This is a genomic window from Microbacterium jepli, from assembly GCF_047237905.1.
GTDB lineage: Bacteria > Actinomycetota > Actinomycetes > Actinomycetales > Microbacteriaceae > Microbacterium.
In genome coordinates this window covers 1,240,573-1,266,644 of the sequence record NZ_JBDFLW010000005.1, presented here as the reverse complement: position 1 = coordinate 1,266,644, position 26,072 = coordinate 1,240,573, and the positions used below count along the sequence as shown (strand labels likewise).

At 70.8% G+C, this 26,072-nt stretch carries 23 protein-coding genes; 9 read left to right on the top strand and 14 right to left on the bottom strand.

Features of this window, described 5'->3' with window-relative positions:
• Positions 1 to 49: 49 nt before the first annotated feature.
• The gene (locus tag ABC304_RS10160; protein WP_412930489.1) at positions 50 to 2,215 is read left to right on the top strand and encodes a glycoside hydrolase family 3 N-terminal domain-containing protein; all 2,166 of its coding nucleotides are present in this window, start codon (positions 50 to 52) and stop codon (positions 2,213 to 2,215) included.
• Here the strand turns inward: ABC304_RS10160 and ABC304_RS10155 are convergent.
• From ABC304_RS10155 to ABC304_RS10120, 8 genes are all read right to left on the bottom strand, one after another.
• Positions 2,205 to 3,200 (bottom strand): Gfo/Idh/MocA family protein, encoded by a 996-nt coding sequence (locus tag ABC304_RS10155; protein ID WP_412930488.1) that lies wholly within the window; start codon positions 3,198 to 3,200, stop codon positions 2,205 to 2,207. The genes ABC304_RS10160 and ABC304_RS10155 overlap by 11 nt on opposite strands.
• Positions 3,193 to 4,827, bottom strand: a complete 1,635-nt coding sequence (locus tag ABC304_RS10150) for a DUF5597 domain-containing protein (protein ID WP_412930487.1) — start codon at positions 4,825 to 4,827, stop codon at positions 3,193 to 3,195. Before ABC304_RS10150 ends, ABC304_RS10155 begins: the two co-directional genes overlap by 8 nt.
• Positions 4,828 to 4,889: 62 nt before the next feature.
• On the bottom strand, positions 4,890 to 6,368 hold the full coding sequence (locus tag ABC304_RS10145; RefSeq protein ID WP_412930486.1) for a family 43 glycosylhydrolase: 1,479 nt from the start codon (positions 6,366 to 6,368) through the stop codon (positions 4,890 to 4,892).
• A complete protein-coding gene (locus tag ABC304_RS10140) occupies positions 6,365 to 7,285 on the bottom strand; it encodes an alpha/beta hydrolase (protein ID WP_412930485.1) in 921 nt (306 codons plus the stop codon). The genes ABC304_RS10145 and ABC304_RS10140 overlap by 4 nt, the downstream gene beginning before the upstream one ends.
• The gene (locus ABC304_RS10135) at positions 7,282 to 8,757 is read right to left on the bottom strand and encodes a C-glycoside deglycosidase beta subunit domain-containing protein (protein ID WP_412930484.1); all 1,476 of its coding nucleotides are present in this window, start codon (positions 8,755 to 8,757) and stop codon (positions 7,282 to 7,284) included. Before ABC304_RS10135 ends, ABC304_RS10140 begins: the two co-directional genes overlap by 4 nt.
• Positions 8,758 to 8,773: 16 nt before the next feature.
• Complete coding sequence (locus ABC304_RS10130) at positions 8,774 to 10,075, bottom strand: C-glycoside deglycosidase beta subunit domain-containing protein (RefSeq protein ID WP_412930483.1); 1,302 nt, start codon at positions 10,073 to 10,075, stop codon at positions 8,774 to 8,776.
• A gap of 124 nt (positions 10,076 to 10,199) precedes the next feature.
• A complete protein-coding gene (locus tag ABC304_RS10125; RefSeq protein ID WP_412930482.1) occupies positions 10,200 to 11,483 on the bottom strand; it encodes an ABC transporter substrate-binding protein in 1,284 nt (427 codons plus the stop codon).
• A gap of 86 nt (positions 11,484 to 11,569) precedes the next feature.
• Positions 11,570 to 12,775: an LVIVD repeat-containing protein gene (locus ABC304_RS10120; protein ID WP_412930481.1), complete on the bottom strand. Its 1,206-nt coding sequence runs from the start codon at positions 12,773 to 12,775 to the stop codon at positions 11,570 to 11,572.
• 157 nt (positions 12,776 to 12,932) lie between these two features.
• On the opposite strand from ABC304_RS10120, the gene ABC304_RS10115 reads away from it, so the two are divergent.
• From ABC304_RS10115 to ABC304_RS10100, 4 genes are all read left to right on the top strand, one after another.
• Positions 12,933 to 13,868: a LysR family transcriptional regulator gene (locus ABC304_RS10115; protein WP_412930480.1), complete on the top strand. Its 936-nt coding sequence runs from the start codon at positions 12,933 to 12,935 to the stop codon at positions 13,866 to 13,868.
• 55 nt (positions 13,869 to 13,923) lie between these two features.
• On the top strand, positions 13,924 to 14,664 hold the full coding sequence (locus tag ABC304_RS10110; protein ID WP_412930479.1) for an IclR family transcriptional regulator: 741 nt from the start codon (positions 13,924 to 13,926) through the stop codon (positions 14,662 to 14,664).
• 90 nt (positions 14,665 to 14,754) lie between these two features.
• Complete coding sequence (locus ABC304_RS10105) at positions 14,755 to 15,942, top strand: 4-hydroxybenzoate 3-monooxygenase (protein ID WP_412930478.1); 1,188 nt, start codon at positions 14,755 to 14,757, stop codon at positions 15,940 to 15,942.
• Between the two features lie 71 nt (positions 15,943 to 16,013).
• On the top strand, positions 16,014 to 16,253 hold the full coding sequence (locus tag ABC304_RS10100) for a hypothetical protein (protein WP_412930477.1): 240 nt from the start codon (positions 16,014 to 16,016) through the stop codon (positions 16,251 to 16,253).
• A 249-nt stretch (positions 16,254 to 16,502) separates the two neighbouring features.
• On the opposite strand, the gene ABC304_RS10095 is transcribed toward ABC304_RS10100, so the two are convergent.
• Positions 16,503 to 17,795 carry a M23 family metallopeptidase gene (locus ABC304_RS10095; RefSeq protein WP_412930476.1) on the bottom strand — a complete coding sequence of 431 codons (1,293 nt, stop codon included), beginning with the start codon at positions 17,793 to 17,795 and terminating at the stop codon, positions 16,503 to 16,505.
• 246 nt (positions 17,796 to 18,041) lie between these two features.
• Entirely contained in the window at positions 18,042 to 18,971 is a 930-nt protein-coding gene (locus ABC304_RS10090) for a zinc-ribbon domain-containing protein (protein ID WP_412930475.1), read from the bottom strand.
• A gap of 169 nt (positions 18,972 to 19,140) precedes the next feature.
• On the opposite strand from ABC304_RS10090, the gene ABC304_RS10085 reads away from it, so the two are divergent.
• Positions 19,141 to 19,560 (top strand): DoxX family protein, encoded by a 420-nt coding sequence (locus ABC304_RS10085; RefSeq protein WP_412930474.1) that lies wholly within the window; start codon positions 19,141 to 19,143, stop codon positions 19,558 to 19,560.
• On the opposite strand, the gene arr is transcribed toward ABC304_RS10085, so the two are convergent.
• Both arr and ABC304_RS10075 read right to left on the bottom strand, forming a co-directional pair.
• Complete coding sequence (arr, locus tag ABC304_RS10080) at positions 19,553 to 19,972, bottom strand: NAD(+)--rifampin ADP-ribosyltransferase (RefSeq protein ID WP_412930473.1); 420 nt, start codon at positions 19,970 to 19,972, stop codon at positions 19,553 to 19,555. The two genes, ABC304_RS10085 and arr, sit on opposite strands and share 8 nt — an antisense overlap.
• A 101-nt stretch (positions 19,973 to 20,073) precedes the next feature.
• Positions 20,074 to 22,320, bottom strand: a complete 2,247-nt coding sequence (locus ABC304_RS10075) for an AAA family ATPase (protein ID WP_412930472.1) — start codon at positions 22,318 to 22,320, stop codon at positions 20,074 to 20,076.
• Positions 22,321 to 22,449: 129 nt separating this feature from the next.
• On the opposite strand from ABC304_RS10075, the gene ABC304_RS10070 reads away from it, so the two are divergent.
• Positions 22,450 to 23,160 carry an alpha/beta hydrolase gene (locus ABC304_RS10070; RefSeq protein ID WP_412930471.1) on the top strand — a complete coding sequence of 237 codons (711 nt, stop codon included), beginning with the start codon at positions 22,450 to 22,452 and terminating at the stop codon, positions 23,158 to 23,160.
• Between the two features lie 119 nt (positions 23,161 to 23,279).
• Here the strand turns inward: ABC304_RS10070 and ABC304_RS10065 are convergent, their stop codons facing one another.
• Together ABC304_RS10065 and ABC304_RS10060 are read right to left on the bottom strand one after the other, a co-directional pair.
• Positions 23,280 to 23,714 (bottom strand): hypothetical protein, encoded by a 435-nt coding sequence (locus ABC304_RS10065; protein WP_412930470.1) that lies wholly within the window; start codon positions 23,712 to 23,714, stop codon positions 23,280 to 23,282.
• 108 nt (positions 23,715 to 23,822) lie between these two features.
• Complete coding sequence (locus ABC304_RS10060; protein ID WP_412930469.1) at positions 23,823 to 24,773, bottom strand: L-lactate dehydrogenase; 951 nt, start codon at positions 24,771 to 24,773, stop codon at positions 23,823 to 23,825.
• A 107-nt stretch (positions 24,774 to 24,880) separates the two neighbouring features.
• Between ABC304_RS10060 and ABC304_RS10055 the strand changes: the two genes are divergently transcribed.
• Together ABC304_RS10055 and ABC304_RS10050 are read left to right on the top strand one after the other, a co-directional pair.
• Positions 24,881 to 25,207, top strand: coding sequence for a hypothetical protein (locus tag ABC304_RS10055; RefSeq protein ID WP_412930468.1), 327 nt, complete (start codon positions 24,881 to 24,883; stop codon positions 25,205 to 25,207).
• Entirely contained in the window at positions 25,204 to 26,052 is an 849-nt protein-coding gene (locus ABC304_RS10050; RefSeq protein ID WP_412930467.1) for a PhzF family phenazine biosynthesis protein, read from the top strand. The genes ABC304_RS10055 and ABC304_RS10050 overlap by 4 nt, the downstream gene beginning before the upstream one ends.
• Positions 26,053 to 26,072 lie beyond the last annotated feature (20 nt).

Below are 26,072 nucleotides of genomic sequence, written 5' to 3'. Positions count from 1 at the left end.
CTTCCCCGGGCGGCCGCTCCCCTTTTCCCACTCGACTCCCGGAGACACGATGACCACGCCCGACCTCGACGCCCTCCTCGCCCGGATGAGCCCGGCCGACAAGCTCGCCCAGCTGCAGATCCTCTGGCGCCGCGACGAGGCCGATGCGCTCGCTCTCGCCCGCGCCGGCATCGGCGCTCTGTTCTGGCCGCAGAGTGCGGAGAAGACGAACGCCCTGCAGCGCGCCGCCGTCGAGGAGAGCGCCCACGGCATCCCACTGCTCATCGGTCTCGATGTCGTGCACGGCCAGTTCACGATCTTCCCCACTCCCCTCGCCCAGGCGGCGAGCTTCGATCGCGCCGTCGCCGAGGCGGACGCCCTCGTGTCCGCGACGGAGGCACGGTCGGGCGGCGTCACCTGGACCTTCTCGCCCATGGTCGACGTCACACGCGATCCCCGATGGGGACGCGTGGTCGAGGGATTCGGCGAGGACGCGTTCCTCACGTCGGCCTTCGGCGCCGCGAAGGTGCGCGGCTATCAGGGCGACGACCTGAGCTCCTCCGAGCGCATCGCCTCCTGCCTCAAGCACTTCGTGGCCTACGGAGCGGCCGAAGGCGGACGCGACTACAACACGACCGACATGTCGTGGCGGCGGCTGCGCGAGACGTACCTGCCGCCTTTCCGCGCGGGCGTCGACGCCGGCGCGGCCACCGTCATGGCCTCCTTCAACTCCCTCAACGGCACGCCCATGCACGCGAACCGCCGGCTGCTCACCGAGGTGCTCAGCGACGAGTACAGCTTCGGCGGTGTCGTGGTCGGCGACGCCGACGGCGTGCTGCAGCTGGCCGTCCACGGAGTGGCCGCAGACGAGATCGATGCGATCGGCCGGGCGCTGTCCGCGGGCCTGGACGTCGTGATGGGCGGGATCGAGCTCTCGACCGAGGGCGCCCCCGTCCTCGATGTCGTCGACGCGGCGCGACTCGACGATGCCGTGATGCGCATCCTCCGCCTCAAGCGCGACCTCGGCTTGTTCGAGAACCCGTACGCGGATGCCGCGGCCGAGCGCTCCGCGCCGACCTCCGACACCCTCGACGAGGCCCTGCGTGCGGCGGAGCGCTGTCCCGTGCTGCTCAAGAACGACGGCGGCCTTCTGCCGATCGCAAACGAGCCGCGTCGCATCCTCCTCACCGGGCCGTACGCACGCAGCACCGATCACCTCGGCGCCTGGGTGCAGCACTTCGGCGCCGAGGCGGGGACGCTGGCCGACGCCCTCGCCGCGCAACTTCCCCAGGTGTCCTGGACGGTCGCCGACGGCGCGGACTTCCTCGCCCCTTCGGCGGCGCAGATCGAGAAGGCCGTCGCGCTCGCGGCGGGTCAGGAGCTCGTCCTTGTCGCCGTCGGCGAGCCGAGCTCGATCTCCGGCGAGGCCAGCTCGCGCAGCGACATCCATCTGCCCGGCGATCAGGTCGCGCTCATCCGCGCGATCGCGGCGACCGGCGTGCCCTTCGTCGTCCTGCTCGCGACCGGCCGTCCGCTGGTCGTGGAGGAATGGATCGACGATGCCCCCGCGGTGCTGCTCACCTGGCACCTCGGCACGCGCGGACCCGACGCGATCGCCCGCGTGGTCGCCGGCGCCGTGGACGCCGGCGGACGTCTGCCGATGACGTTCCCCCGCTCGATCGGGCAGATCCCCATCCACCACGACCACGAACGCACCGGTCGGCCCGCGCGCGCCGGCGGGTCGCTCGACGTGGAGCGCTGGGACGTCGGGCTGCAGGGCCCGAACAACCTGGACGACTACTACAGCTCGAAGTACCTCGACCTCGACCTCGGTCCGCGGTTCGCGTTCGGGCACGGATTGTCGTACACGACCTTCCGGCTCGACGGTGCGCAGCTCGACACTCCGACGGTGTCGGCGGCCGATCTCCGCGCGGGAGCTCTGGTGACCGTGCGGGTCGACGTGCACAACACCGGGAAGCGCGACGGCGACGATGTGGTCCTCCTCCACCTCGCCGACCCCGTGGCCACGCTGGCACAGCCGGTGCAGCGCCTGCGGGGCTTCCGGCGCGTCACCGTGCCGGCCGGAGAGAAGACGACGGTGACCCTGCAGGTCGGGTGGGACGACCTCGGCTTCTGGGACGACGACAGCCGCTACGTCGTCGAGCCGGGCGAGCTGGTGCTCACGATCACCGACGGAACGGATGCCACGCCGCTCACGGTGCTCGTCACCGGGTGATCTCGCTGCGGATGGCGTCGAGGGTGCGGTAGACCGCCGCGGTCGTCGCCGCCGTGTGCAGCGGATGCTCGAGAGCACCGCCGCGGATGGCCGCGACCACCGCGCGCAGCATGGGCACGTAGCCGTTGCCCTCGCGCTCGACCTCGACGACCTCCTCGCGGTGCTGCCCGCGCCCGATGTGGTGATGGACGGTGAGCTGAGACGCCCACCAGAAGCCCCCGGGGATGGTCACGAAGGCCTCCGTGCCGCCGACGGCCGCCGACGTGTCCAGCCAGTCGACCATCGAGCTCGCCCCGTGCGCGAACCGCCCGTCCGCCCAGCCCAGCGTGAACTCCTCGCGGAGGTCCACGCCGTCCTCTCGCACCGTTCCCGACGCTCGGATCGAGTCCGGTGGGCCGAAGAGCGTGTGGGCCAGCGTGACCGGGTAGATCCCCTGATCCAGCAGCGCGCTTCCTCCCGGCTTCCAGCGGCTGCTGTCGTCCTGCGGAAACGGCGCGCCGAACGCGGCGCGGAGGCTGCGGACCTCGCCGAGCACCCCCTCGCCGATGAGGGCGACGAGGCGGGCGATCAGCGGATTGAACGACATCCACATCGCCTCCATGAGGAAGACGCCGGCATCCGCGGCGCGGCTCGTCAGCTCTCGCACCTGTTCTTCACTCATGCCCAGCGGCTTCTCGCAGAGCACGTGCCGGCCCGCCGCGATGGCCTCCGACGCGACATCGAAATGGGTGACGTGAGGCGTGGCGATGTAGACCGCGTCGACCGCGCCGAACATCTCCGACCGGTCCGTGAATCGGCAGGCGATGTCGAACTCGTCGGCGAACGCGTCCGCGCGGGCTCGGTCGCGCGAGGCCACCGCGACCACCTCCGCATCCGGCACGAGCGCGAAGTCCGAGACCATCTGACGGCTGATGCCGCCCGTGCCGACGACTCCCCAGCGCAGGGGACGTCGCGCCGCGTCCTGCGGCGCGACGGCGTCAGACACGGACCAGGCGGATGCGGGTCGCCCCGACGTGGTGGGTGGGCACGAGATGGAGCCGCTCGTCGCCGTTGAGGATGCGACCGGAGACGAGTCGTCCGTCCTCGAGCAGGAGCTCCTCCACCTCGTCGATCTCCACTCTGCGGTCGGTGACGAAGAAGTCGAGCGCGAGCTCGCGGCCGACGACGATGAAGCTGTCGTCGCCGGTGCCGATGATCAGACCGAATGGCCGGCTGTCTCCGGCGTGCGGCACCTCGGCACCCGGCAGCGACTCATCCGGCACCGACACCTCGAGGTCGGGCACGAAGACGCCCGCATCCAGCAGCATCCGATGGAGGAGGGCGAGACCGGCGCGTACCGTGACGTCGACGCCGTCGATGTGCACCGTCGCCTGGTCGGTCTCAGGCTCCAGCACCACCGCGGCGATGCTCCCTCGCTGCTGGGCGGCCGCGATCTCGTCTTCCAGCGCGGCCAGGAGGCCGAGGGTGGCGGCGACCTGGCCGTCGGGGTTGAGGTCGTTCGCGCCGAACGCCGACCAGCCCACCGCGCGGTACCGACCCACGGCGCGCACGAGTTCGCCCGCGCGCGGCCGGCACTCGGGCACGAACAGCGGCTGCGCTCCGGTGGCGTAGGCGGCCATCGCCGCGTCCGCGTCCTGCACGTAGATGTCCGGCCCGAGCAGGGCGAGCGAGGGCGCGGCAGCGTGCCAGATGTCGAGCACGCGCGAGGACGGGCCGCCGCTGGGCCACTGGCCGGGCTCGTCCTGTCCCGGCTGCGGACCGAGCCACGCGTTGGCGTACATCGGGATGTCGGCGATCGCGCGTCCGCGAGAGGCGAGGTGCTCGACGTAGCTCCCGAACCCCCACGCCATGAACACCTCGTGCCCCGCTGAGCTGTCACCGAATACCTCGCGCCAGGAGCCGGCGGATCGCTGCCCGGCCGTCTCCCACAGCGTGCGGGCGAGGGTCGTCGGCGCGGATGCGTCGCGGACATGCGCCACGAGCTCCGGCGGAACCGCGGACGTCCACGCCTGTTCCGCGGTCGCGCTGCGGTCACGGCTGTCGCCGAGAAGCCCCGACTCGTTCTCGACCTGCACCATGGCCACGGTGCCGTCGGCATCGGCCGCCGCGATGTGGCGGATGAGGGCCTCGAACGCCGTCGCGTCCGCCTCCCTCAACTCCGCGCCGAAGACCGACAGCACCGGCTTCGCCATCGCCCCGTCGTAGCTGAACGCCTGCGCGCGGGTCTGCTCGACCTCGGCGCGCGGGAAGCGCGACGTGTCCGCCCGCACCCAGCGGGGCGCATAGGTGGACGCGGCGTTCTTGTAGGCACCGAACCACAGCAGCACGAGCCGCAGTCCGCCCCGGCGCGCCTCCGTGATCATGGCGTCGACCAGACCGAAGTCGAACGAGCCCTCGACGGGCTCGCACAGCGCCCAGCTGACCGGGGCGAGCACGGTGTTCGCCCCGATCCGCCGCAGGTGCGCGAAGGAGTCGGCGACCGCGCGCGGCGACGAGGACGAGGAGTTGTGCACCTGGCCGCCCAGGAGGAGCGCGGGGACGCCGTCGCGCGAGAGCGCGAACGGCGCCTCGGCGGAGATCGTCCAGGGGCGGGGGGTGGGCTGGTCGGTCATGGGGCTCCTCAGCAGGTCTGCGGCGGTCCGGGTTCGCGCGTGGGGGTCAGGGGTGTCGGGCGTCAGGACAGCGGTGTGTAGCGGAAGTCACGGAACACCGCCTCGCCCTCACCCGACGCATACAGCGCGGGGCGGAGGCTCAGCAGGTCGCCGATCGTGTTGGCGTGGTAGCCGGATGTCTCGTAGCGCACGTAGTGACGCTCCCACTCCCCGCCGTCCGCACGGAACCAGCCGGTCACGATGTGAGCGTCGTTGCGTATCCGCAGCGTCAGGCGGTCAGCGGTCGGCACAGGCTGTCGCCAGTGCGTCCGGATGCCGCCGGAGTAGCTGCGCATCCCCTGCCCGTCGATGCCCATGCCGACGAACAGCCGGTTGTTGAAGAAGAGCAGCAGCCCGGCCTCGCCGTGGAGCGCGGTCGCATCGACGTCGACCTCCACCTCGTAGGAGTGGTCGCCGGTCAGCATTGCGAGCGGCGATGTGTCGCCGATCCCCGCGCCCTTCCCCGTCAGCCGCAGCCCGTCATCGAGGCGCACGCGGTCGAGCTCATCGGGTGACGGCGCGTGGAAGCCCCACCGCTCCCCCAGAGCGAGCGTCGAGAAGTCGTCGACGACCGCGGCAGACGGATGCTGCGGCGCAGCGCCCGAGGGAGCCTCGAGCTCTCCCCCGATATCCATGACACCTGGCTCCGGCCAGCCGTCCGCGGTCCAGGTGATCGACTCGAGGAGGATCTGCCGTCCCAGTGTGCGATAGCCGTTCTCGTAACCGTGCGAGACCATCCACCACGCGTCGTCGTCCACCGACGCCCCGGGACCGGGCACGAGGGTGGCGTGTCCGCGCGACCACCAGTGCTCCGCGGCATCCGTCGTCCGGGCGATCGGGTTGCGCGGGTGGTTCTCCCACGGACCGTGCACCGAGCGCGAGCGGGCGACGATCACCATATGGCCCGTCGCCGGCCCCGCGGTCCCCCCGACCGCGCTGACGATGTACAACCACTCCCCGCGCCGGAGCAGTTTGGGCCCTTCGAGGGCGTAGGCCTCCGTGACCCACTCGTCGGGGTAGCGCCAGCCGTCGTAGACCTTCTCGAGCTCGCCGACCGTCGACAGCCCGTCATCGGTGAGCCCGATGCGGCGGATGCCGTTCACGAACAGCCACCGCTTGCCGTCCTCGCCCACGACGTGGCCGGGGTCGATGGCCCCCCGGATGCCGAGGTCGACCGGATCCGACCACGGCCCCGCCATGGCGTCGGCGTGGATCACGAAGATCGAGGCGTCGGTCAGCGTCGACCACGGCGTCGGGATGAACGGGATGTAGATGAAGAAGCGTCCGTCGTGCTCGGCGATGTCGACCGCGAAGGTGTTGCCGATCGGCTTCGGGAGCGCGGCAGTGACATACGTCCAGTTCACGAGGTCGGTGGAGCGGTAGAGCAGCAGTCCGGGCGCCGCCTCGAACGAGGAGTACGTCATCCAGTACTCGTCGCCGACCTTGATGATCGCGGGGTCGGGCCTGTCACCGGCCAGTATCGGGTTGGTGAAGGTGGTCATCGTTCCTCGAGGATCCAGTCGACGATCGCCTCGACCGTGGGGCGGGCGGTGGGATCGGCCGGCTCATTGATGTGTCCGTGATCGGCGTCGGGTTCGAGGTGGAGCGCGACAGGGACGCCCGCATCCGCGAGCGCCCCGGCGAATGCCTCGCCGGAGGGACGCAGTCCGTCCTTCTCGCACACGACGATGAGCGTCGGCGGGAAGCCGGCCGCGCTGCCGATGCCGGGCCACGCGTGCGGATCGGCCAGCACCTCCGCCCGGCCCGAGTAGTTCATGGCCAGCGCCATCCAGGGCGCCGTGGGGTCCGGCGTCCGGCCGGGCTCGCCGGGGTGGAGCGCCGGGTAGACCAGCACGAGTCCCGACGGCACGTCCTCGCCGGTGTCGCGCAGACGCGCGACGATCCCCGCCGTCAGGTTGCCACCCGCACTCGCCCCGCCGAGCACCACGGAGTCAGGACCGACGTCGAAGAGCTCTTCGGCGTGGGCCAGCGCGTGCCGCCAGCCGATCAGCACATCGTCGGAGGGCTCGGGGAAGTGCACGTCGCCCCGGCACTTGACGTAGTCCAGCGCCAGCACCGGGATGCCCCGTGACGCCAGCTCGAGGGCCACCCAGTTCGACTCCGGCATGTCGAGATGACCGCCGATGAACGCGCCGCCGTGCACCCAGACGAGGGCGCGACCGGATGCCGCAGCCGTCGCGTCCCGGTAGAGCCGGGCCTCGATCAGGCGTCTGTCCGGGCAGTCCAGGCGCAGGTCCGATGTCTGCACCCCCGCCAGGTGCGGGAAGCGACGGCGCAGCGACGCCGTGTCGACATCGGGCCGCGGGTCGGCCGGCTCTCCGTGCTCGCGAAGGTAGGCCAGGCTCTCCGCGAGCGGCATCGCGCGGAGATCGACCGCTGCGTCCGCCGGCCCGCTCACGCGGGCTGCGTCTGACGCATGGCGGAGCGGATGAGATCGTGCTGCTTGCGCACGAGCAGCAGCGGGTCGACCTCGCCCAGCTCGGCGAAGGCGTGACCCTCCCACTCGCTCGACCAGTAGCCGCGATAGCCGCCCTCGACGAAGACGCGCACGAGCTCCGGGTAGTCGATGGCCGGCTCCTGGCCGTTCTCGTCGATGTCGTAGAACTTCGCGTGCACGTGAAGGATCTGCGGCATGATGTCAGCCCACTCCTGCGGCGCGACGTGCCCGTGCATGTTGAAGGCCAGGTGCGCGAACGACCCCAGTCGGCCCGGGTCGAAGTCCCGTCCCTTGAGGTACCCGATGAACTCCTGCTGACGCTCCTGCATCGTGGCGTCGGTCGCCCAGATCGTCTGCAGGCGCTCGACGGCCTCACCGTCGAGGCCGGCGCGCGACACGGCGCGCAGCAGCGTCGGCGACATGGCGTGCATCGTCGAGGAGAAGTCCGCGACGAATCCGAGCAGAGGTGAGTCCAGCTCGGCGTACGTGTCGCGCACCTTGAGGATCGCCTCGGCGTTCGGGCCCATCGGTGCGTGGATCTCGTAGGCGAGCTTGAGCTCGAGCTCCTCGGCGATCGGCAGCAGGCGGCGCAGCAGCTCCGGCTTGGCCGACTGGATGCGCACGAGCGGGAAGCCGAGCTTCTTGGCGCCGCGGAACATCAGCTCGCTGAAGTCGAACTCCTCATCGGGCGTCATGTCACGATCGCGCCGGCGGCCCATGTCGAGGTTCGCGCCGAACGAGCTGGCGTCGAAGCCGTGGCGGTCGAACGCGTCGCGCCACGTGCGGGCGAAGTCGTCGGAGACCACGGGATACGTGGGGACGACCTGGCTCGCGACGATCTCGATGCCCGGGCCGATGCCGAGTTCGGCGACGCGGTCGAGCAGGCCGTCGAAGTCGAACCACCCGGCGCGGAACTCGGCGCTGGCCGAGTAGAGGGTCAGTCCGAGCTTGAACGGATCGTGCTCGGTCGCCTCGGGCGCCGGCGGCACATCGGAGACGAGGGCCGGAGCCGCAGCATCCTGATCCGTCACCGTGAGCGTCTTCACGTCGCGGACGAAATTCGGCACGTACATACCCGGGCCGCCGTCCTGGCCGGGCGCGATCTGCATGTACGGCAGTCGCAGCTGGCCGATCAGGGTGATCTCGTGGGTCTCGCCGAGTGCGACGGGAGCGTCGCGGCGCACCACGAGCAGCGGGTGCTCCTGGAGGAACCACAGCGTCTCGCTCTGGTCGGGCAGCTCGTCGAGCGCGTAGGTGCGGTCGCCCAGCTCGAAGCTCAGGTCGGCGGCGTCCACCGCCTCGCCGTCGACGGTGAGCTCGAGCGAGCCGACCGACGACAGCCAGAGGCTGCGGTACCAGGGGATGGTGAGGCGCAGCGCAAGACCGTCGGCGTGCGTGCGGAGGCTGTCGTCGTGGATGAGTCCGTTGGGCATGACGTCGAGTCCCGTCTCAGAGCTTGTCAGCGGTCTGGCGCATGAGCGAGTGCTGGCGGCGGACCTGCTCGATGGAGCGCCAGGGCTCGCGTTCGCCTTCGTACTCGCTGGACAGGTACCCGGTGTAACCGGCGTCCTTCAGTGCGCGGAGGACGGGTTCCCACGGAATCTGCTGGTCTTCGAGCTGGTCGTCGATGTCGTGGAACTTGGCCTGGATGAACACGACGTGCTCGATGATGTCGAACACATCGGCCGGGTCCACGCCGATGCCGTCCAGGAACGCGGGGCGACGGCCGGGCAGCTCCCCCGGCTTCAGGGGGATGGGGCGGTCCTGGAAGATGCCGGTGTCCAGCAGGATCCCGAAGTGCTTCGTGCCCGTCCGCTTGATGAACTCGACGTACTCGTCCACGACCTCGTGCTTGATCGGGGTGGGGGAATGGATCTCGGGGCAGATGATCACATCCAGCTCCTCCGCGAGGGGCAGGGATGCTTCGACGACCTCGGTCCAAATCGGGTGCGGCACGAGGTCGCTGGTCACGACGCCGATCTTCGGACGCACGAACCGGAACCCGAGCCGCTTCGCGAGCCGCAGGTCGCGCTGCAGCGCGGCGGTGCCTTCGGCGACGGTCATGTCGCGGCCGTTCACACCGCTGGAATGCAGGCGGGAGTCGATCCACGACCCGTAGTTCGTCGGCTCGAGGCCGTACTGGTCGAGGAGCCGGAACCACTCGTCCACCCACTCCTGCGACGGGTTGGGGTAGTTGGGCACGTGGCCTTCGCCGAGGATCTCGATCCCCGTCGCGCCGAGGTCGGCGATGCCGGCCATCGCCGTCTCGAGGTCGAGCACGGTGCCGTAGTCGGACATGAAGCTGTACAGCGACACCCCGTACTTGAAGGGTGCGCCGGATGCCTCGGGTGCGAGGGTGACGTTCTTGGTGACCTGGTAGCGGCTGGGCTGATGCTCCACCGGGATGTACGACATCCGCAGGCGCAGGTCGATCGACAGCTCATGGATGCCGTCGGGCAGGCCCCCCGCGAGGGGGACGGTGATGATCGCCGCGTCCTCGAGCGGCCACCGCAGGTCGTCGCTCTCCCACAGCTCGGCGAGCGTGTGCGTCTCGCCCTGGAGGGTCCACAGCGGCACGTTGGGCTCGACGTCGACGATCCCCGGGATGCTCACCCCGATCCCATCGATCAGGCTCGCCGCCATGCCGCGATAGGACGGCATACGCACACGGAACTGGAATCCCGTGATCTCACCGCCCTCGCGGACGTTGCGGAAACCGACGGATTGGATGAGGTCACGTTCGAGCAGCATCAGAGCCTTTCGGAGCAGAGGGGGGTGCCCGACGTGGCCTGTCGGCGCACCGTCGCGCACCCCCCACACTATGCCCTTATGTCGTATTGCATCATAAGGAGTCTTGATCAGCGCATAACTGAGGTCACTGCCCCCACGCGTCGTCCAGCCGCTGGAGCACCTGATCCGGTGTCAGCTGCCCGGTCAGCAGGCCCTGCACGGCCGACCCGAGCGTGTCGTTCACGGCGGCATTCGACCACTGGGTGTTGGGAACCGGCGGGTATTCGTTCTCGGCGAGCAGCCCGGCGACGGGCTCGTACTGAGCCGGCAGGTTGGTCGGGTCGCCGCCCACGACGGGCAGCGTCTCGTTGAAGTTCGCAAATTGGAGAGCCTGCGCCGGCTCGGCCAGCCACGACATGAAGGCGCGGACCGCGTCCTTCTGCTCGCTCGCGGCGTTCAGCGACACCGCGTACTGCGCGGTCTCGAAGGAGAAGGGCTCACCGCCCTCCTTCGGCGGGAAGAAGCGGACGGTGTAGTCGCCGCCGCCGCTCGCCTCCCGCATCTCCCGCGCCACCCGCGCGGGGACGAACGCGCCGACCGCGGCGTCGGACGCCAGGGCGGACGCGATGGCGTCGAATCCGGCGCCGGCCGCGCCCTGCTGGAAGCATCCCGCGGCGTTCATGTCGACGATCGAGTCCATCACCGACTTCCACGCGGGGCTCGAGGCGAAGGTCACATCTCCGGACGTGCGCTTGGCGTTCCACTCGGGATCTTCCGCGTACACCTGAGTGGCAGCGACGGTCATGGCCATCGAGCCCGGGTTGGGCGGCACGGCCCCGGCGAGGGAGATCATGCTGCCTCCGCCGGCGGCGACGGTGGGGCACGCCGCCAGGAGGTCCTCGAACGTCTCCGGGAACTCGACGCCCGCCGCGGAGAGCGCCCCCTCGCTGACGACCAGCGCGGTCACGGTGTTCTCGAGCGGCTGCGCGTAGACCTTCCCGTCCGCGGAGAACTGCTCCTCGCTGCCGGGCGTGATGGTCGAGAGCGACGTCTCATCGGTGATGGGTTCGAGGAAGCCCGCCTCCGCCAGCTCGACGACGCCCTGAGCCTGACCGGACCCCGGCGCGACCAGGATGAGGTCGGCGGCGTTCCCGCCCTGCAGTCGGGTGCGCAGCGTCTGACCGTAGGCGTCGTTCGGGATGGGGTCGAATTCGATGGTGACCTCAGGGTGGGCATCCATGTACTCCGTTGCGAGCGCCTCGTAGGCCGTCGACTCCTCGGCCGCGATCGAATAGGTCCATCGGAAGTCGACCTGCTGTTCCCCGTCGGCCTGCGACCCTCCACCGGTGCATCCCGCCAGGACGAGCGTCGCCCCTATCGCGATCGCAGCCCCGGCGACCAGACGAGGGCGAATGGTGTGCTGTGACATGTGTGCCTTTCCGGCCTTTCCAGACCATGACCGCCGGGGGCGGTCCTCGATGCGCCGCGATCGCGGCGCCGTGCTCTCAGCCGAGGTCATCGGCCGTCGTACTGCAGGATGTAGAGCCCGCCACCCGCGCGATCCGTCACATACACGCGGGCATCCTCGTCGACGTAGAGGTCGTTCATCAGCGACGAGTCCCGCCCTGTCGGCGCCGGCGGCACGAAGTGGGCGATCTCCTCCGGACGGAAGGGGTCCCCGATGTCGTAGGCCCTGAGCCCCGCATTCGAGTAGGTCGCGAAGATGGTCTGATCGCTGATGTAGCTGCCCGGGCGGTTCTCGTGCAGGTTGTGCGGCCCGTAGGTGCCGGGCAGGTCCCGGTAGTGCGTCGCGCCGGAGGAGGCCGGCGGGCGCGGCTCGGGGAACGTGGCGATGGGAACGGGATGCGTCTCCTCACGCACGTCGATCACCCAGATGCGCTTGTCCCCGGCCTGCATGCTGTGCGGAAGCCCCTCACTGCTGGCGATCACGAGACCGCGCTCTGCGAGCGGGAGCGCGGTGTGCACGAAGCCGCCCATCGGCGGCGACCAGCTGACGTGCCCGAGCAGAGACGGCGCCGACGGGTCGGCGATATCGAGGATGGCCATGCCGGCATCGAGGCAGGACACGTACGACCGATCCCCGTGGGGGATGGCGCCGTGGACGCCGTAGAACTCCGCAGGGTCGTGCTGGGGCCACGGGTCGGCATCCTCCTCGAACGTCCCGGGCACCGACCACGAGCCCACGGACCGCGGGTTCGCCGGGTCGGAGAGGTCGACGATCTCATAGCTCTGGGATCGTCCGCCGGGAAGGTAGTTGGCGATGTGCGCGTAGGGCGCCTCGCTGAACCACAGCCGGTGGACGCCGTCTCCGCCCGACGGGTGGAACCCCACGCGGCGCGGGTCCGCTGGATCGCTCACGTCGTAGACGAACATGCCGGCGGATCCCGGCTTGCCCTTGGCCCAGTAGGGCAGCTCGGCGTTCTGGATGAGCACGTCGCCGGCCACCTGCACCTTGTGACAGCGGGTGTTCTCCGGGTGCGGGATCTGGCGGACGAGCCGGGGATTCCCGATGTCCGAGATGTCCAGGACGGAGAGCGCCATGTCGCTCTCGCCGAGGTGGGCCACGTAGAGCCACTTCCCCTGGCGGATGACCTGGAATCCGTCCCCGCTCCCCGCCAGGTCGTGATGGGCGAGAAGGGTGAAGCCTTCGATCTCCGACGCCGCTGCGAGTTCGCCCAGATCGGTGTGAGGTGTCGACAAGCCTGTTCTCCGCAATCATCATTGACCGTGATGCGCCACCCGATCGGATCGCGCTCCTCCGACGTTATTGGCCGCCACTCCGGGGCAGAAGGCACGGTGCCGAATGGAAAGCATCCACCACGCTGATGGGAATGACCGCGCGGAGATTCGCCTGACGTTGACTCGCCTCGACCTCAACCTGGTTCTGGCACTCGACGCTCTGCTCACCGAGCGCAATGTGACGCGCGCGGCCGAGCGCCTCGGTCTGAGCCAGCCGGCGCTGAGCGCGGCGCTGTCCCGCCTCCGAGCGCACTTCGACGATCCGCTCCTCGTGCGCACCGGGCGCACTCATGAGCTGTCCGCGCTGGCCACGCGCCTCGCGGCCCTGACGGGGGGCACGCTCGATCGCCTCCATGCGATCTTCCGCAGCACCGCCGATTTCGAGCCGGCCTCCGAGGTGCGCGAGTTCGTCATCCACGCGTCGGACAACTCCGCCACGACCGTCGGCGTCCGCGTGCGCAACCTGGCCTCCCGGGCGGCGCCGGGCGTCAGCATCCGATTCATCCACCAAGCCGCGGCCGCCTTGCAGGCGCCTGCGCCCGCAGAGCTGCTCGCCGCATCCGACGGGGTGATCCTGCCCCACGGCGTGTTCGCCGGTGGCGACCACATCGACGTCATGCGCGACGAGTGGGTCTGCATCGTCGCGGACACGAACACCGTCGTCGGCGCGGAACTGCGCATCGAGGACCTCGCCACCCTCCCCTGGGTGTCGAACCATCACGGCCCGGATCGCGCGATCCCCCCGGCCCGCCACCTGCATCTGCTCGGAATCCGCCCGAACGTCGACACCGTGGTCGACGGGTTCCTCAGCCTCCCGTACTTCGTGTCGGGCACCGATCGCATCGCCTTCATGCCCGCCGCCGCTGCGCGACTCATCCCCCGGTCGCTCGGCGTGCGGGTACTGGATGCCCCGTTCCCGGCCATCGCGCACGAGCTCGCCTTCTGGTGGCACCCTGTGCACGACGGCGATCCTGCGCACGAGTGGCTGCGCTCGCTCTTCGCCACCGTCGGTGCCGAGAACCTCGATTCCCCCGCTCCACTGCACCCGCGCTGAACAGAGCGCATGCCGATGAATGGGATGCTGCGGCATCCGGTGCCAGGATGACACCGTGGCGAACTCCCCCTCCGGCGACTCGATGACCGACCGCCTCGTGCGCGTGCTGGAGACCTTCACCCCCACCCGCACCGTGCAGACGTCGGCCGAGATCGGTCGACGGGCGGGTCTTCCCGGCTCGTCGGCGCACCGCATCGTGGCCGAGCTGGTCGATGCCGGGCTGCTCGAGCGCGACGAGAGCCGCGGCATCCGGGTCGGCATGCGGCTGTGGGAGCTCGCGACCCGATCATCCGGCGCGCTGCGGCTGCGCCAGGTCGCGCTGCCTTTCATGGAGCGCATCCAGGCGCGGGTGGGCGAGCACACCCAGCTCGCGATCCTCGAGCAGGACGAGGCCCTTTTCCTCGAGCGCCTCAGCCGCCCCGACGCCGTCACGAACATCACGCGCGTCGCCGGCCGCCTGCCCCTCAACGCGTCGTCATCCGGACTCGTGCTGCTCGCGTACGCCGACCCCGAGGTGCGCGATCGCGTGCTGAGCGGTCGGCTGATCCCCCTCACCCCCGCGACGATCACCGATCCGGCGACGCTGCGTCGCACGCTCGGCGAGATCCGCCTGCAGGGGCACGTCGTGGCGCCGGGGTACATCGAAGACGTCTCCACGGGCCTCGCCGTGCCCGTCCACAACGCGACCGGAGCGGTCGTCGCCGCGCTCTCGGTCGTGCTTCCCCGCGACGCGCCGACCGAGTCCGCGCTGGCCGAGCTTCACCGCGCCGCCCGCGACATCGAGCGCGCGCTGTGATCTCGGTTCCCGATGAACGGGATGCCTCGGCCACGACTGGAGCGGACGCTTCAGACTGAGCAGCATCCCGGCCCCGTCGAAGGAGACGACATGACCACCCACGTCCGCACCCGCGTCGCGATCATCGGTGCCGGCCCCGCCGGCCTGCTCCTCTCGCACCTCCTCGCCGCCGACGGCATCGAGTCGGTCGTCATCGACCAGCGGTCGCGTGAGGAGATCGAGACGACCATCCGCGCCGGCATCCTCGAGCAGGGCACCGTGGATCTGCTCGTCGACTCGGGCGCCTCCGACCGCGTGCTTACTGTCGGCAACCGTCACGACGGCATCGAGCTGCGCTTCGAGGGCGAAGGCCACCGCATCGACTTCCCGTCGCTCGTCGGCCGCGCCGTCTGGCTCTATCCGCAGCACGAGGTGCTCAAGGACCTCGTCGCGGCCCGCATCGCCGGCGGCCAGGACCTCCGCCTCGGCGTCACCGCCGAGCGCGTGGAGGATGCCACGTCCGACCATCCGCGCGTCATCGCGACCGGGCCCGACGGCGAGGAGCTCGTGATCGAGGCCGACTTCGTCGTCGGTGCGGACGGATCGCGCAGCGTCGCCCGTGCCGCCGTCACCGGCTCCTCCACCGGCGGCTACTTCCGCGAGTACCCCTTCGCGTGGTTCGGCATCCTCTGCGAGGCGCCGCCGAGCTCCGAGGAGCTCATCTACAGCCGCTCCGACGAGGGTTTCGCGCTCATCAGCCAGCGCAGCGCCACTGTGCAGCGCATGTACTTCCAGTGCGACCTCGACGACAACACCGAGCGCTACAGCGAGGCCCAGCTGTGGGACGAGCTGCAGAAGCGCGTGCCCGGAACGGAGCTGAAGCAGGGCACGATCTTCCAGCGCGACATCCTGCGCTTCCGGAGCTTCGTCGCCCACAAGCTGCTCGAGGGCCGCGTCGCCCTCATCGGCGACGCCGCGCACACTGTGCCGCCGACCGGCGCCAAGGGCATGAACCTGGCGATCGCCGACGTCGTCGTCCTCACGGCGGCGCTGCGTGCGCTCCTTCTCGAGGGCGATGACCGGCTCGTGCAGGCCTTCCCCGAGACCGCGCTGCAGCGCATCTGGAAGGCGCAGCACTTCTCGTGGTGGATGACCTCGATGCTCCACGTCGCGCCCGGCGCGTCGGAGTTCGACCGCCTTCGCCAGATCGGCGAGCTGCGCAGCGTGGTGGAGTCTGAGGCCGGCAAGACCTACCTCGCCGAGGCGTACACAGGCTGGCCGCTCGCCGGTCGTTCCTGACGGAGATCCCCCTCGCGACGGAGGCGTCGCGGATGAGGTGTGCGTAGCGTCGAACGGGAAGGGAGAAACCCATGACCTCATCTCCACCCACGCCATCGCCGAAGAGCGAGTCCCAGATCTCCGTCTGGTACTTCGTCGGCGCCACCTTCGTCCTCGCCGCTCCCGTGATCTTCCTGCCGGATGCGGACTTCTGGGTGCGCATCGTGAGCATCGCGCTCGGGCTCGTGCTGGTGGTCGCCGGCGGCTTCCAGCTCCGACGTGAGCTGACCGCGCGTCGTGACCGCCGCGCGGGCCCACCGAGCAGCGCCTGACCCGCCCGCGGGGCACGAAAAAGCCCCGACCGTTACCACGCGGCCGGGGCGAGACGGATGAGAAATCCGCCTATCGGGGTTCAGTCTACATGCGTCGGCCGGTTCCCGGTCGCCGCGGCCGGTTCTCGCCGGCCTCGGCCGGTTCCGCCTGCCTCGGCCGGTTCGCGCCTGCCTCGGCCGGTTCCCGCTCGCCGAGCGGGCGAAGCGAGGCGAAGCGCCCCCCGACGCTCCGCCCCACTCCTCCGCCCCTCACCCCAGCCGCACCACCGTGCGGTCCAGGGGCAGCTCGTTCTTCCGGTCGCTCGGGTCGATCTTGTCGAACGGCAGCTGGCCGGTCGGCTGCAGCCCCAAATCGTCGTCCCAGATCCGGTCCGGCACCGACCCGAGCAGTGTGAAGGAGTCGAACACATAGGGCACGCTGTCGGTCGGGAAGAACGTCGGCTCGGTCTGCAGCTGGAAGTGCAGGTGCGGCGTGGTCGAGTTGCCGCTGCTGCCGATCAGCCCCAGCTCCTGCCCGGCCTCGACGGTGTCGCCGACCTTGACCTTCACCGATCCGGGATCCATGTGGCCGTACAGCAGGTACCGCCCGGGTGCGATCTCGACCACGACGTGGTTGCCGACCGTCTCGATGATCGGCGGAACCGTCGGCGGCTCGGGTGCGGCATCCGTGTTCTCGAATACGTCGACGGCTCGCACGACGGTGCCGGATGCCGCGGCCACGATCGGCTGGCGATACGAGAAGTAGCTCGACAGCTGGCTCGGATCCCCCTCCCACGTCTTGCCGTTCTCGTCGACCTTGAAGAAGTCGATCGCGAAGCGCTGCGGGGCGAGCCCGACGCCGTTCACCGGCAGGAAGCCGTTCCGGTGGTGGGTGTAGTTGCTGCAGCATCCCTCGCTCATGTACCAGTCGCCGGCCGCGACAGGCGAGCCCACCACCGCCGCCTGCTCGTCGCTCACGGCGACGGTGGTGAGGAGATAGGGAGCGCTCTGCACGGCGCCGTCCGGCCGCACCACCTCGCCCTCGGTGCGATGCTGCAGACGTGTGGGCACCTTATCGGGGTCGACGGCGACGTCGATCCACGCGATCCAGGTCTGCGCCGATCCGATCTCGACGGGCCCGGTCGCATCGACTCCCTCCGAGGAGGCTCCGAGGCGGGTGATCGCGCGCTGGATGACATCGGGCCCGATCGTGAGCAGCGTGTCGCCGGAGTCGGGATCGAGCACCTCGAGCGCGGACACCGCGTACGTGATCGGCGCCGCGTTGGTCAGCAGCAGCTCGTAGGCGAGATGCACCTTGCCGTCGCTCGCGAGCACCGGCGCCGGCACGGTGGTCGGCTGTGCGATGAGCGCCGTGAAGGCGATGTCGGGCGTCAGGTCTTCTCCGTCGGCAACCGCCGGCGCGCCCGGGGCGGACGTGGGGGTCGGACTCGACGACGCGACCGGAGCCGTCGGTGCGGTGCACGCAGACAGCAACAGCGCGGCGGCGAGCGCCGCACCCGCCGCAGATGCGATGCGAGAACGGCGAGAGCGGATGCTGCGCATGACGACTCCTGGATGTCGGGCCCGTCGACGACGCGCCAATGGCTAGGGCACTCGCGCACGCCGCGCTGTTCCCCTGACTCCACTGTCGCCGACCGCCCGGCGCCTCACCATGGACCCACGTCCCGTCCTCCCGCCACACCCGCTCGTTGAGCGAGCGCAGCGAGTCGAAACGCCCAGACGAACCCGCTCGTTGAGCGAGCGCAGCGAGTCGAAACGCCCGCACCTCCCGCGGACCCCCCGCACCCCTCACCGCAGATACGCATCCACGAACAGCGGCCCCCGCACCTCCCGCAGCACGTCGAGCAGCTTCCCCAGCGCCGCCCGGTTCCAGCTGGCGAGCTGCAGGTCGTAGGGCCCGAGCTTCTCGAGCTTGCCGGTGCGGAGGCGGATCACCTCCCACCCGGCGCGGCGCAGCATCCGGTCCTTCTTCCTGTCGGTCTCGGTGCGCGTGCCGACGTGCTCGAGCCCGAACTTGCCGGTGCTGTCGTACTCGAGCGCGACCCGCAGCTCGGGCAGCAGGATGTCGGGCCACAGCTCGAGATGCCGGAAGAACGGCTGCCCGACGCGGACGGCGTTGAACCCCGGCGTCACCCCGAGCGCGCCGAACACGTCCGCCCTCAGTCGGCCCTCGACGGCCGAGGCCGGCTTCGGTGCGCACACCGACACGAAGGGCTCGCCGACCGGCAGCGGCGGCGTCTTCGTGCACAACGCAGGCACGGGCTTCTTCGGCCGTGGCGCCCGCGCCGAGCGCGCCCGTGTTTGCGCCGCTCCCGAAGCGCCGGCGCCCGGCACCCCCTCCGAACTGCCTGCGCTGTGCACGGGGGCCGGCGCCGGGTCACCCAGCTCCGAACCCGGCCACCGCATCGGCGCCGGTCGCGCGGTCGCGGTACAGTCCGGGCACCAGGCTGACTTCCGCCGCTCCCGAGCCGGACGCATCCGCTGCTCCGTCGGCGTCGCAGCGAAGCGGTGCCCGGCCGCGCACTCCCAGAGCAGCAGCACATCGGCCGCGGGCGGGATCTGCGTCAGCGTGATCCCGGCGTTGAGGTCGGGGTGATACTGCCGGATCAGCTGCGGATACGACGCCCACGCCTGGCGGTACGTGCCGATCTCGTACGGCACCTCGCGCCCGCGCGAGAAGCGCCGCCGCGCCCACCAATCCTCGACCCGCTCCGCCATGCCCCGCACGGTACCGGGAGCCACCCCCACTCCGACCGATCGGGAGGAGATGTGCCGAACGGGAAGAGGATGCCGCAGCATCCGCCCTCGGGATCACCACATCTCCTCCCGAACCACACGCGAAGAGCAAGCCCCGCAACCGATCGCGACCCTCGCCTACGCTCGAGGGATGAGCCTCCCCCGCACGATCGCCCGTTGCCTGCTCGGGGCGGCGCTCGTCTTCACCGGCACCGGACACCTCACCTTTCTGCGCGAGGAGTTCGTCGCGCAGGTTCCGACGTGGCTGCCCCTCCCCGTGGATGTGACGGTCCTGGCATCCGGCGTCGTCGAGATCGCCCTCGGACTCGCGCTGATCTTCCTCGTCCGCTCCCGGGTGGTCGTCGGGTGGCTCACCGCCGCGTTCTTCGTCGCGATCTTCCCCGGCAACATCGAGCAGTTCGTGCGGGGCACCGACGCATTCGGTCTGAGTTCCGACCTCGCCCGCGGCATCCGCTTGATCTTCCAGCCTCTGCTGGTCGTCTGGGCGCTGTGGTCGACGGGCGCGTGGAAGGCCTGGCGCGAGCGCCGGCGTCGCCCCGCCGTCAGTTGAGGATCTCGGCGTCGCTCCCCGCGAGCTTCGCCAGCCGCTCCCGCCAGAGCTGAAGGTTCTCAGGCGTCAGCCGGGTCCAGTCGTCGCGCTCGGCGACGATCCGCAGCGGAGCCGCGCTGCGGAACGACCGCGTCGGATTGCCCGGGAACTTCTTGTCGGTCACGTTCGGATCGTCCTCGAACTCCCCGGTCGGCTCGACCTCGTACACGTGCGGGATGCCGCGGCCACCGGCCAGCTCGACCGCGAGCTCCGCCGCGAGCCCGGCGCCGTCGATGAGCGACGTGAAGTAGATGTGGTTCATGACGACCTCGGCGCGGTAGTTCGACCGCTGGCCGGGGAGGAGCATATCTCCGACGACGAGCGGGGCCTTCGTGCCGTGGAAGAAGGGTCCGGGATCGAGCGGCTCAGTCACGCCGACACTCTAGGACGAGCGGCGGCAGCCGGCCAGACGCGTCCCACCATGGAACAGAGCCGCCGCCGGCGGCCCATCGCGTCCCAACTTGGGACACGCCTTCACAGTTCCCGCAGTGCCGCCTCGATCTCCGCCGCCCACGCATCGGGCCGCGCACTGCCCGCGAAACGCAGGGCCGCCTCGAGGTCGGCTCGCGCCTCGTCGCGCTGGCCGAGCCCGATCCGCGCGAATCCGAGGTGCCGGTGCGCGCGCGCCCGTCCCGCGGCGTTGTTGCCCACATGCGCGTCGAGCAGCCACGATATCTCGAGGGCGTCGGCGAATCGTCCCAGCATGATGAGACTGCGCGCCAGGCCGGAGAGCGCCTGCTCGCGCACGGTCTCGCGCTCCGCGGACAGGAGTTCACCGTCCGGATCCTCCGCCACCGCACGCAGGTGCGCGAACTCTTCCGCTGCCGCTGCCGCGTCGTGCGTCATCAGCACCGTCGCCAGTGTGTACCCGGCCTCCAGCCCACCCCGCACATCGCCCAGCGACGCGAACACCTCGGCCGACTCCCGCGCGTGCGCCTCGGCGTCGGCCATGCGCTCGAGGTTCCGTTCGCTCTGAGCGAGGTAGGCGAGCGCCCACGCCCGCGCATCGTCGTTACCCGACGCGAGAGCCACCGCGATGGCCTCGTGGGCGGCCTCGACCGCGCGTGCGGCGTCGAAGCGCTCGTACAGTTCGGCGTACGCGACGTACGTGAGGTCCTTCGCCCGGCGGTGCTGGTCGCCGACGGCGTCAGCCGTCGCGGCCGCCAGGGCGAAGACCTCTCGCCACCGTCCCCAGCCCGTCCAGATCTCCTCCAGACGCGGCAGCACGGCCGCCGTCGCGAGCACCTCGTGATGCCCGCCCGCCGCAGCGGTCTCGACGAGCGCCTCGTACCACCGGTCCGCCTCCATGGTCAGCCACCGCTCCGCATCCGCGGCGTCGGCGAACCGCGCGCCGGCGTTCGACTCGTCGGCAGTCCCGGCACCCGTGTCCTCGTCCGTGAGCATCACCGCGGCCGCCCTGGTCGTCGCGAGCAGCCAGGCCCGCAGCATCCGTCTCCGCTCCTCGATCTGCTCCTCGGACACGTGCGCGCGCAGCTCACGCTCCGCGAAGAGTCGCAGCAGGTCGTGCAGGCGGAAGCGCTCGCCCTCGAGCGCCTCGACGAGCCCGAGGTCGACGAGACCGTCGAGCAGGTCGCGCGCATCGTCGACCTCCAGACCGCCGACCGCAGCGGCGAGCGCGGCGTCGAACGAGGAGCCGTGCACGAGACCGAGGTACTGGAAGAGCGACCGGGCCGGCGCCGAGAGGAACTCGCACGACGCCATGAAGGCGCGGATGACGCCGAGGTCTCCCGCCACCAGCAGGTCGAGCCGACGGTCCTGGGCGCGCAGCCGCCGGATGAAGTCGCCCGCGCTGCGGGCGCCGTGCGCCCCGATGCGTCCGACCGCGACGCGCAGGGCGAGGGGCAGGTCGGCGCAGAGCTCCGCGAGTTCTTCGAGGTCTGCGTCGCCCCGCTGTGTCGCCGCCAGCGCCCGCTCCAGGAAGGCGACGCTGTCGGCTCGGCTCATCGGTCCGACGGCGATGTGACGCGCACCCTCCACTCCCCCGAGCGTGCGCCGAGACGTCGCGATGAGCCGTGACCGGCCGTCGAAGCCGAGCAGCGGCCGCACCTGCGATTCGAGCGCGGCATCGTCGACGATCACGACCACCGGCTCCTCGGTTGTCACCTCTCTCCATTGAGCGGATGCTGCAGCCACCGTCCGCGGCACGTCGCCGTCCGGACGCAGCTGCCGGAGAAGAGCCTGCAGGATGCGCAGCGGGGTGAGAGGTGTGCGCGCCGTGCCCGCGGCGTCGATGAACAGCTCGGTGCGGCCGCTGCGCAGGCGCCGCACGGCCTCGATCGCGAGCGACGTCTTGCCCGCGCCCGGCGGTCCGCTGATCACGATGGGCGCGCAGGCGCGGTCGGCATCGACGTCGGGTCTGAGCAGATCGAGCAGCTGCGCGACCTCCGCCTCGCGTCCGGTGAAGTCCTCCAGCCAGTGCGGACGGTGCGCGTCGTCGCGGTCGCGGTCCGGCGCCGAACGCCGGCCGGGACGCGCGGCCGCCAGGAACACCTCGCGCGCGCCGCCGTCGAGCGAGAGCCCGTCGGCGAGCGCGATGACCGTGCGGCGCTGCGGGCCGGTGCTGACGCCGCGCTCGATGTCGCCGATCGTGCGCTCGCTCACGCCGGAGCGGAACGCGAGCGCCTCGATCGTCAGGTCGCGGTCACCGCGATGCTGCCGCAGGAGGCGGCTGAGGAGCGTCCACGGGTCGCCGGCTTCCACGGTTCCTCATCTTGCCGGTTTTCTTCCTGGTCGTGTCACCGGCCGCAGCGGTGTGATGGACGCGAGCGCCGCTCGGCGCAGCATCCACTCTCTCCGGCCGCCCTTCCGGCCGCCTCGAAAGGAACCCTCATGGCCGCCACCATCGTCCTCGTCCACGGCGCCTTCGCCGACTCCGCCTCCTGGGCGCCCGTCACCCGCGAGCTGCTCGACCGCGGTCACGTCGTCCGCGTCCCGCCGGTCTACAACCGCAGCCTCATCGACGACGGCGCCTCGATCAAGGCGTTCGTCGAGGGCATCGACGGACCGGTCGTGCTCGTCGGGCACTCCTACGGCGGAGCGGTCATCACCGTGGCCGGCGTCGCCGACAACGTCGCCGCGCTCGTGTACGTCTCCGGGTATGCGCTCGCCGAGGGCGAGAGCCTCGCCGAGCTGCAGGGCGGCTTCCCCGACTCCGACCTCGCCGCGAACCTCGTCTACACGCCCTACCCGGTCGCCGGCGGCGAGCCCGGCACCGACGTCTCGGTCGTCATCGAGGCGTTCCCCGAGGTCTTCGCCGCGGGCGTCGACCCGAAGGTCGCCGAGGTGCTGGCCGTCTCGCAGCGTCCCCTGTCGGCGCAGGCGTTCGGGGATGCCGCACCCGTCGCCGCCTGGAAGACGAAGCCGTCGTGGGGCATCGTGTCGTCGGCCGACCGCACGATCAACCCCGACGTCGAGCGCTTCGGCTACGGCCGCGCGGAGTTCCGCGATGTCATCGAGATCGACGCCCCGCACCTCGCGATGCACGCCAAGCCCACCGAGGTCGCGGACGTCATCGAGAAGGCGGTCACCGCGGTCAGCTGACGGATGCTGCGGCGCGGGCGATCCGGTCGCCCGCGCCGTCACCGGCTCGTGCCGGCGCTCAGCCCCCGCGGTCGCGGCCTTCGCGCTCGGCCCGCGCGGTCACCGGCTCGTGCCAGCGCTCAGCCCGCAGCGGCCGCCTGCTCCTCCGGGCTGTTCGGCGTCCACCCGAACCAGCCGTCGGCGGTGGCGATCACGGTCCATTCGCCGCAGATGAATGCGTCGGTGACCTTGTAGATGTTCGGCGTGCCCTCCATGGCGTACGACGGACCCGACAGCCGGGCGCCGGCACGGCACGCGGCGGTGTCGAGGGCGGTCGGGCTCGTCACGCGCAGAGCCTTGTCGGGGCCCTGCGTCGACTCGATGATGCGGATGCGCGTCGCATCGCCCGGAACCCACGCGACGGAGTGGCCGCCGTCCGACAGGGCGGAGGTGTCGGCGTAGTCGGCAGAGCGCTGCTTGTAAACGAGTTCGTCGACGACGGCGCACCCGCTGAGGGCGACCGCGCCCCCGAGGAGGACGGCGGACAGGATCAGGATGCGGGACGGTGTCTTCATGACTCCAGTCCAGCGATCCGCGGCGCGGAGCACATGCGGCGCGGGGATGATCCGCATCCGCCGTCGGATGTATCCCTGAACGCTCGCGGCGCCGCCGGCGGCCCGAGATCACCGCAGCGAGTCGGCGACCTCCCGCAGCGCGCCGGCCGACCGCTGGAACAGCGCGAGCTCGCCTTCGGAGAACGGCGTCTGCGCGACGGGCACCGCGCCGCGCGCGCTGACGAGCGACGGCACCGACAGCGCGACGCCGTCGACCCCGTGGTAGTCGTGCAGCACCGGGCTGACCGGCATGACGGCGTGCTCGTCGCGGAGGATCGCCTCGACAATCCGCGCCACCGACAGACCGATGGCGTAGTTCGTCGCACCCTTGCCCTGGATGACCTTGTACGCGGCATCCCGCACGTCCACGGCGACCGCGTCCAGATCCTCGGGGGTGAAGCGGCTGCCGTCGGGCGCGACCCAGTCGAGGATCGGCACCGTGCCGATCGTGGCGCGCGACCACAGCGGAAACTCGGTGTCGCCGTGCTCGCCGACGATGTAGGCGTGCACGCTCGAGGTCGAGACGCCGGCCCGCTGCGCGAGCTTCCAGCGCAGGCGCGAGGTGTCGAGCACCGTGCCCGACGCGAAGATGCGCTCGACGGGCAGTCCGGACTGCTCCTGCGCGAGCACCGTCAGCACGTCGCAGGGGTTCGACACGACCACGTAGATCGCGTTCGGAGCGACGGCCAGCAGCTTCGGCATCATGTCGGCGATGATGCGGGCGTTCACGGCGGCGAGCTCGATGCGCGTCTGGCCCGGGTTCTGCTTCGCGCCCGCCGTGATGACGACGACGTGCGAGCCGGCGACGACGTCGACGTCGCTCCCGCCCGAGATGTCGCTCGCACCGGTGAACTGCGCGCCGTGTGCGAGGTCGAGCACCTCCGCCTCGACGCGCTCGGTCGCGATGTCGAAGAGCGCGACGTGTCGGGCCGACCCGCGGATGAGGCACGCGTATGCGGCGCTCGAGCCCACGCTCCCCGCCCCGACGATGGTGACCTTCGAGTTCTCGATCGCGCTCATGCTCCAAGTCTGACCGAGGCGTCCGGCCCGGGCCAATCGACCGTCACCCGCGCATGCGTGACCGGAATGCGACGGCGGGGCCGCGGCATCCGGAGCATGCTGGAGGCATGTCAGATCAGCAGCCCGCCGTTGTGCGGATGTGGACCGGCGTCGTCCGCACCGCCGACGCCGGCGACTACGCCCGCTACGTCGAGACCACCGGCATGACCGCGTACCGCGCGACGCCCGGCAACCTCGGTGCCTGGCTCCTCACGCGCGACCTCGGCGACGGCCGTACCGAGGTCACGACCGTCTCCCGCTGGCGATCGCTCGACGACATCACCGCCTTCGCCGGACCCGACGCCGAGAAGGCCGTCTTCTATCCCGACGACAACCGCTGGCTCATCGAGCGCGACGAGCGCGTGCGCCACTACCGACAGGTCGGCGGGGCGTGACCGCTCCGCTGCGCTACGCTGCGTTCGCCGCTGCTCCGGGCGGAGGCAATCCCGCCGGAGTGGTGCTGGATGCCGCGGCCCTCACCGACGCCGACATGCAGGCGATCGCGGCCGACGTCGGATACTCCGAGACCGCTTTCGTGACCTCGCAGGGGACGGATGCTGCAGCTCGCCGCGTGCGCATCCGGTACTTCTCTCCGTTGGCCGAGGTGCCCTTCTGCGGTCACGCGACGATCGCTACGGCGGTGGCTCTGGCCGAGCGCCGCGGCACCGGCGAGTTAGTGTTCGAGACGCCTGTCGGCGACGTCGTCATCGCCACCGCCGACGGCGAGCGCGGCATCGAGGCGTCGTTCACGAGCGTCGAGCCCGAGGTCACTGACCTCGACGACACCGTGCTCGACCGGCTGCTCGGTCTCCTCGGAAAGACGCGAGCGGACCTCGACCCGCGGCATCCACCCCGTCTATCGTTCGCCGGCAATCGGCATCCCGTCGTCGTCTTCGCCGGCCGCGCGGTCTTCGACGGGTTCACGTTCGACCCCGACGCGGTGCGCGCGCTGATGGACGAGCAGGGCTGGGCGGGCACCGTCACCACCCTCTTCGCCGTGTCGGAGGCGGAGTTCGACGCCCGCAACCTCTTCCCGGTGGGCGCGATCACGGAGGATCCGGCGACGGGGTCGGCCGCGGCATCCGTCGGCGCGTATCTCCGCGCGCTCGGACTCGTGGATTCCCCGGCGCGCGTCACGATCACGCAGGGCGCGCACGTCGGGCGCCCGAGCGTGTTGCGCGTCGACATCCCGCCCGCCGGCGGCATCACGGTCACGGGCACGGCGACCCCCATCGCCTGACGCGTGCCCTGCCCGCGCCG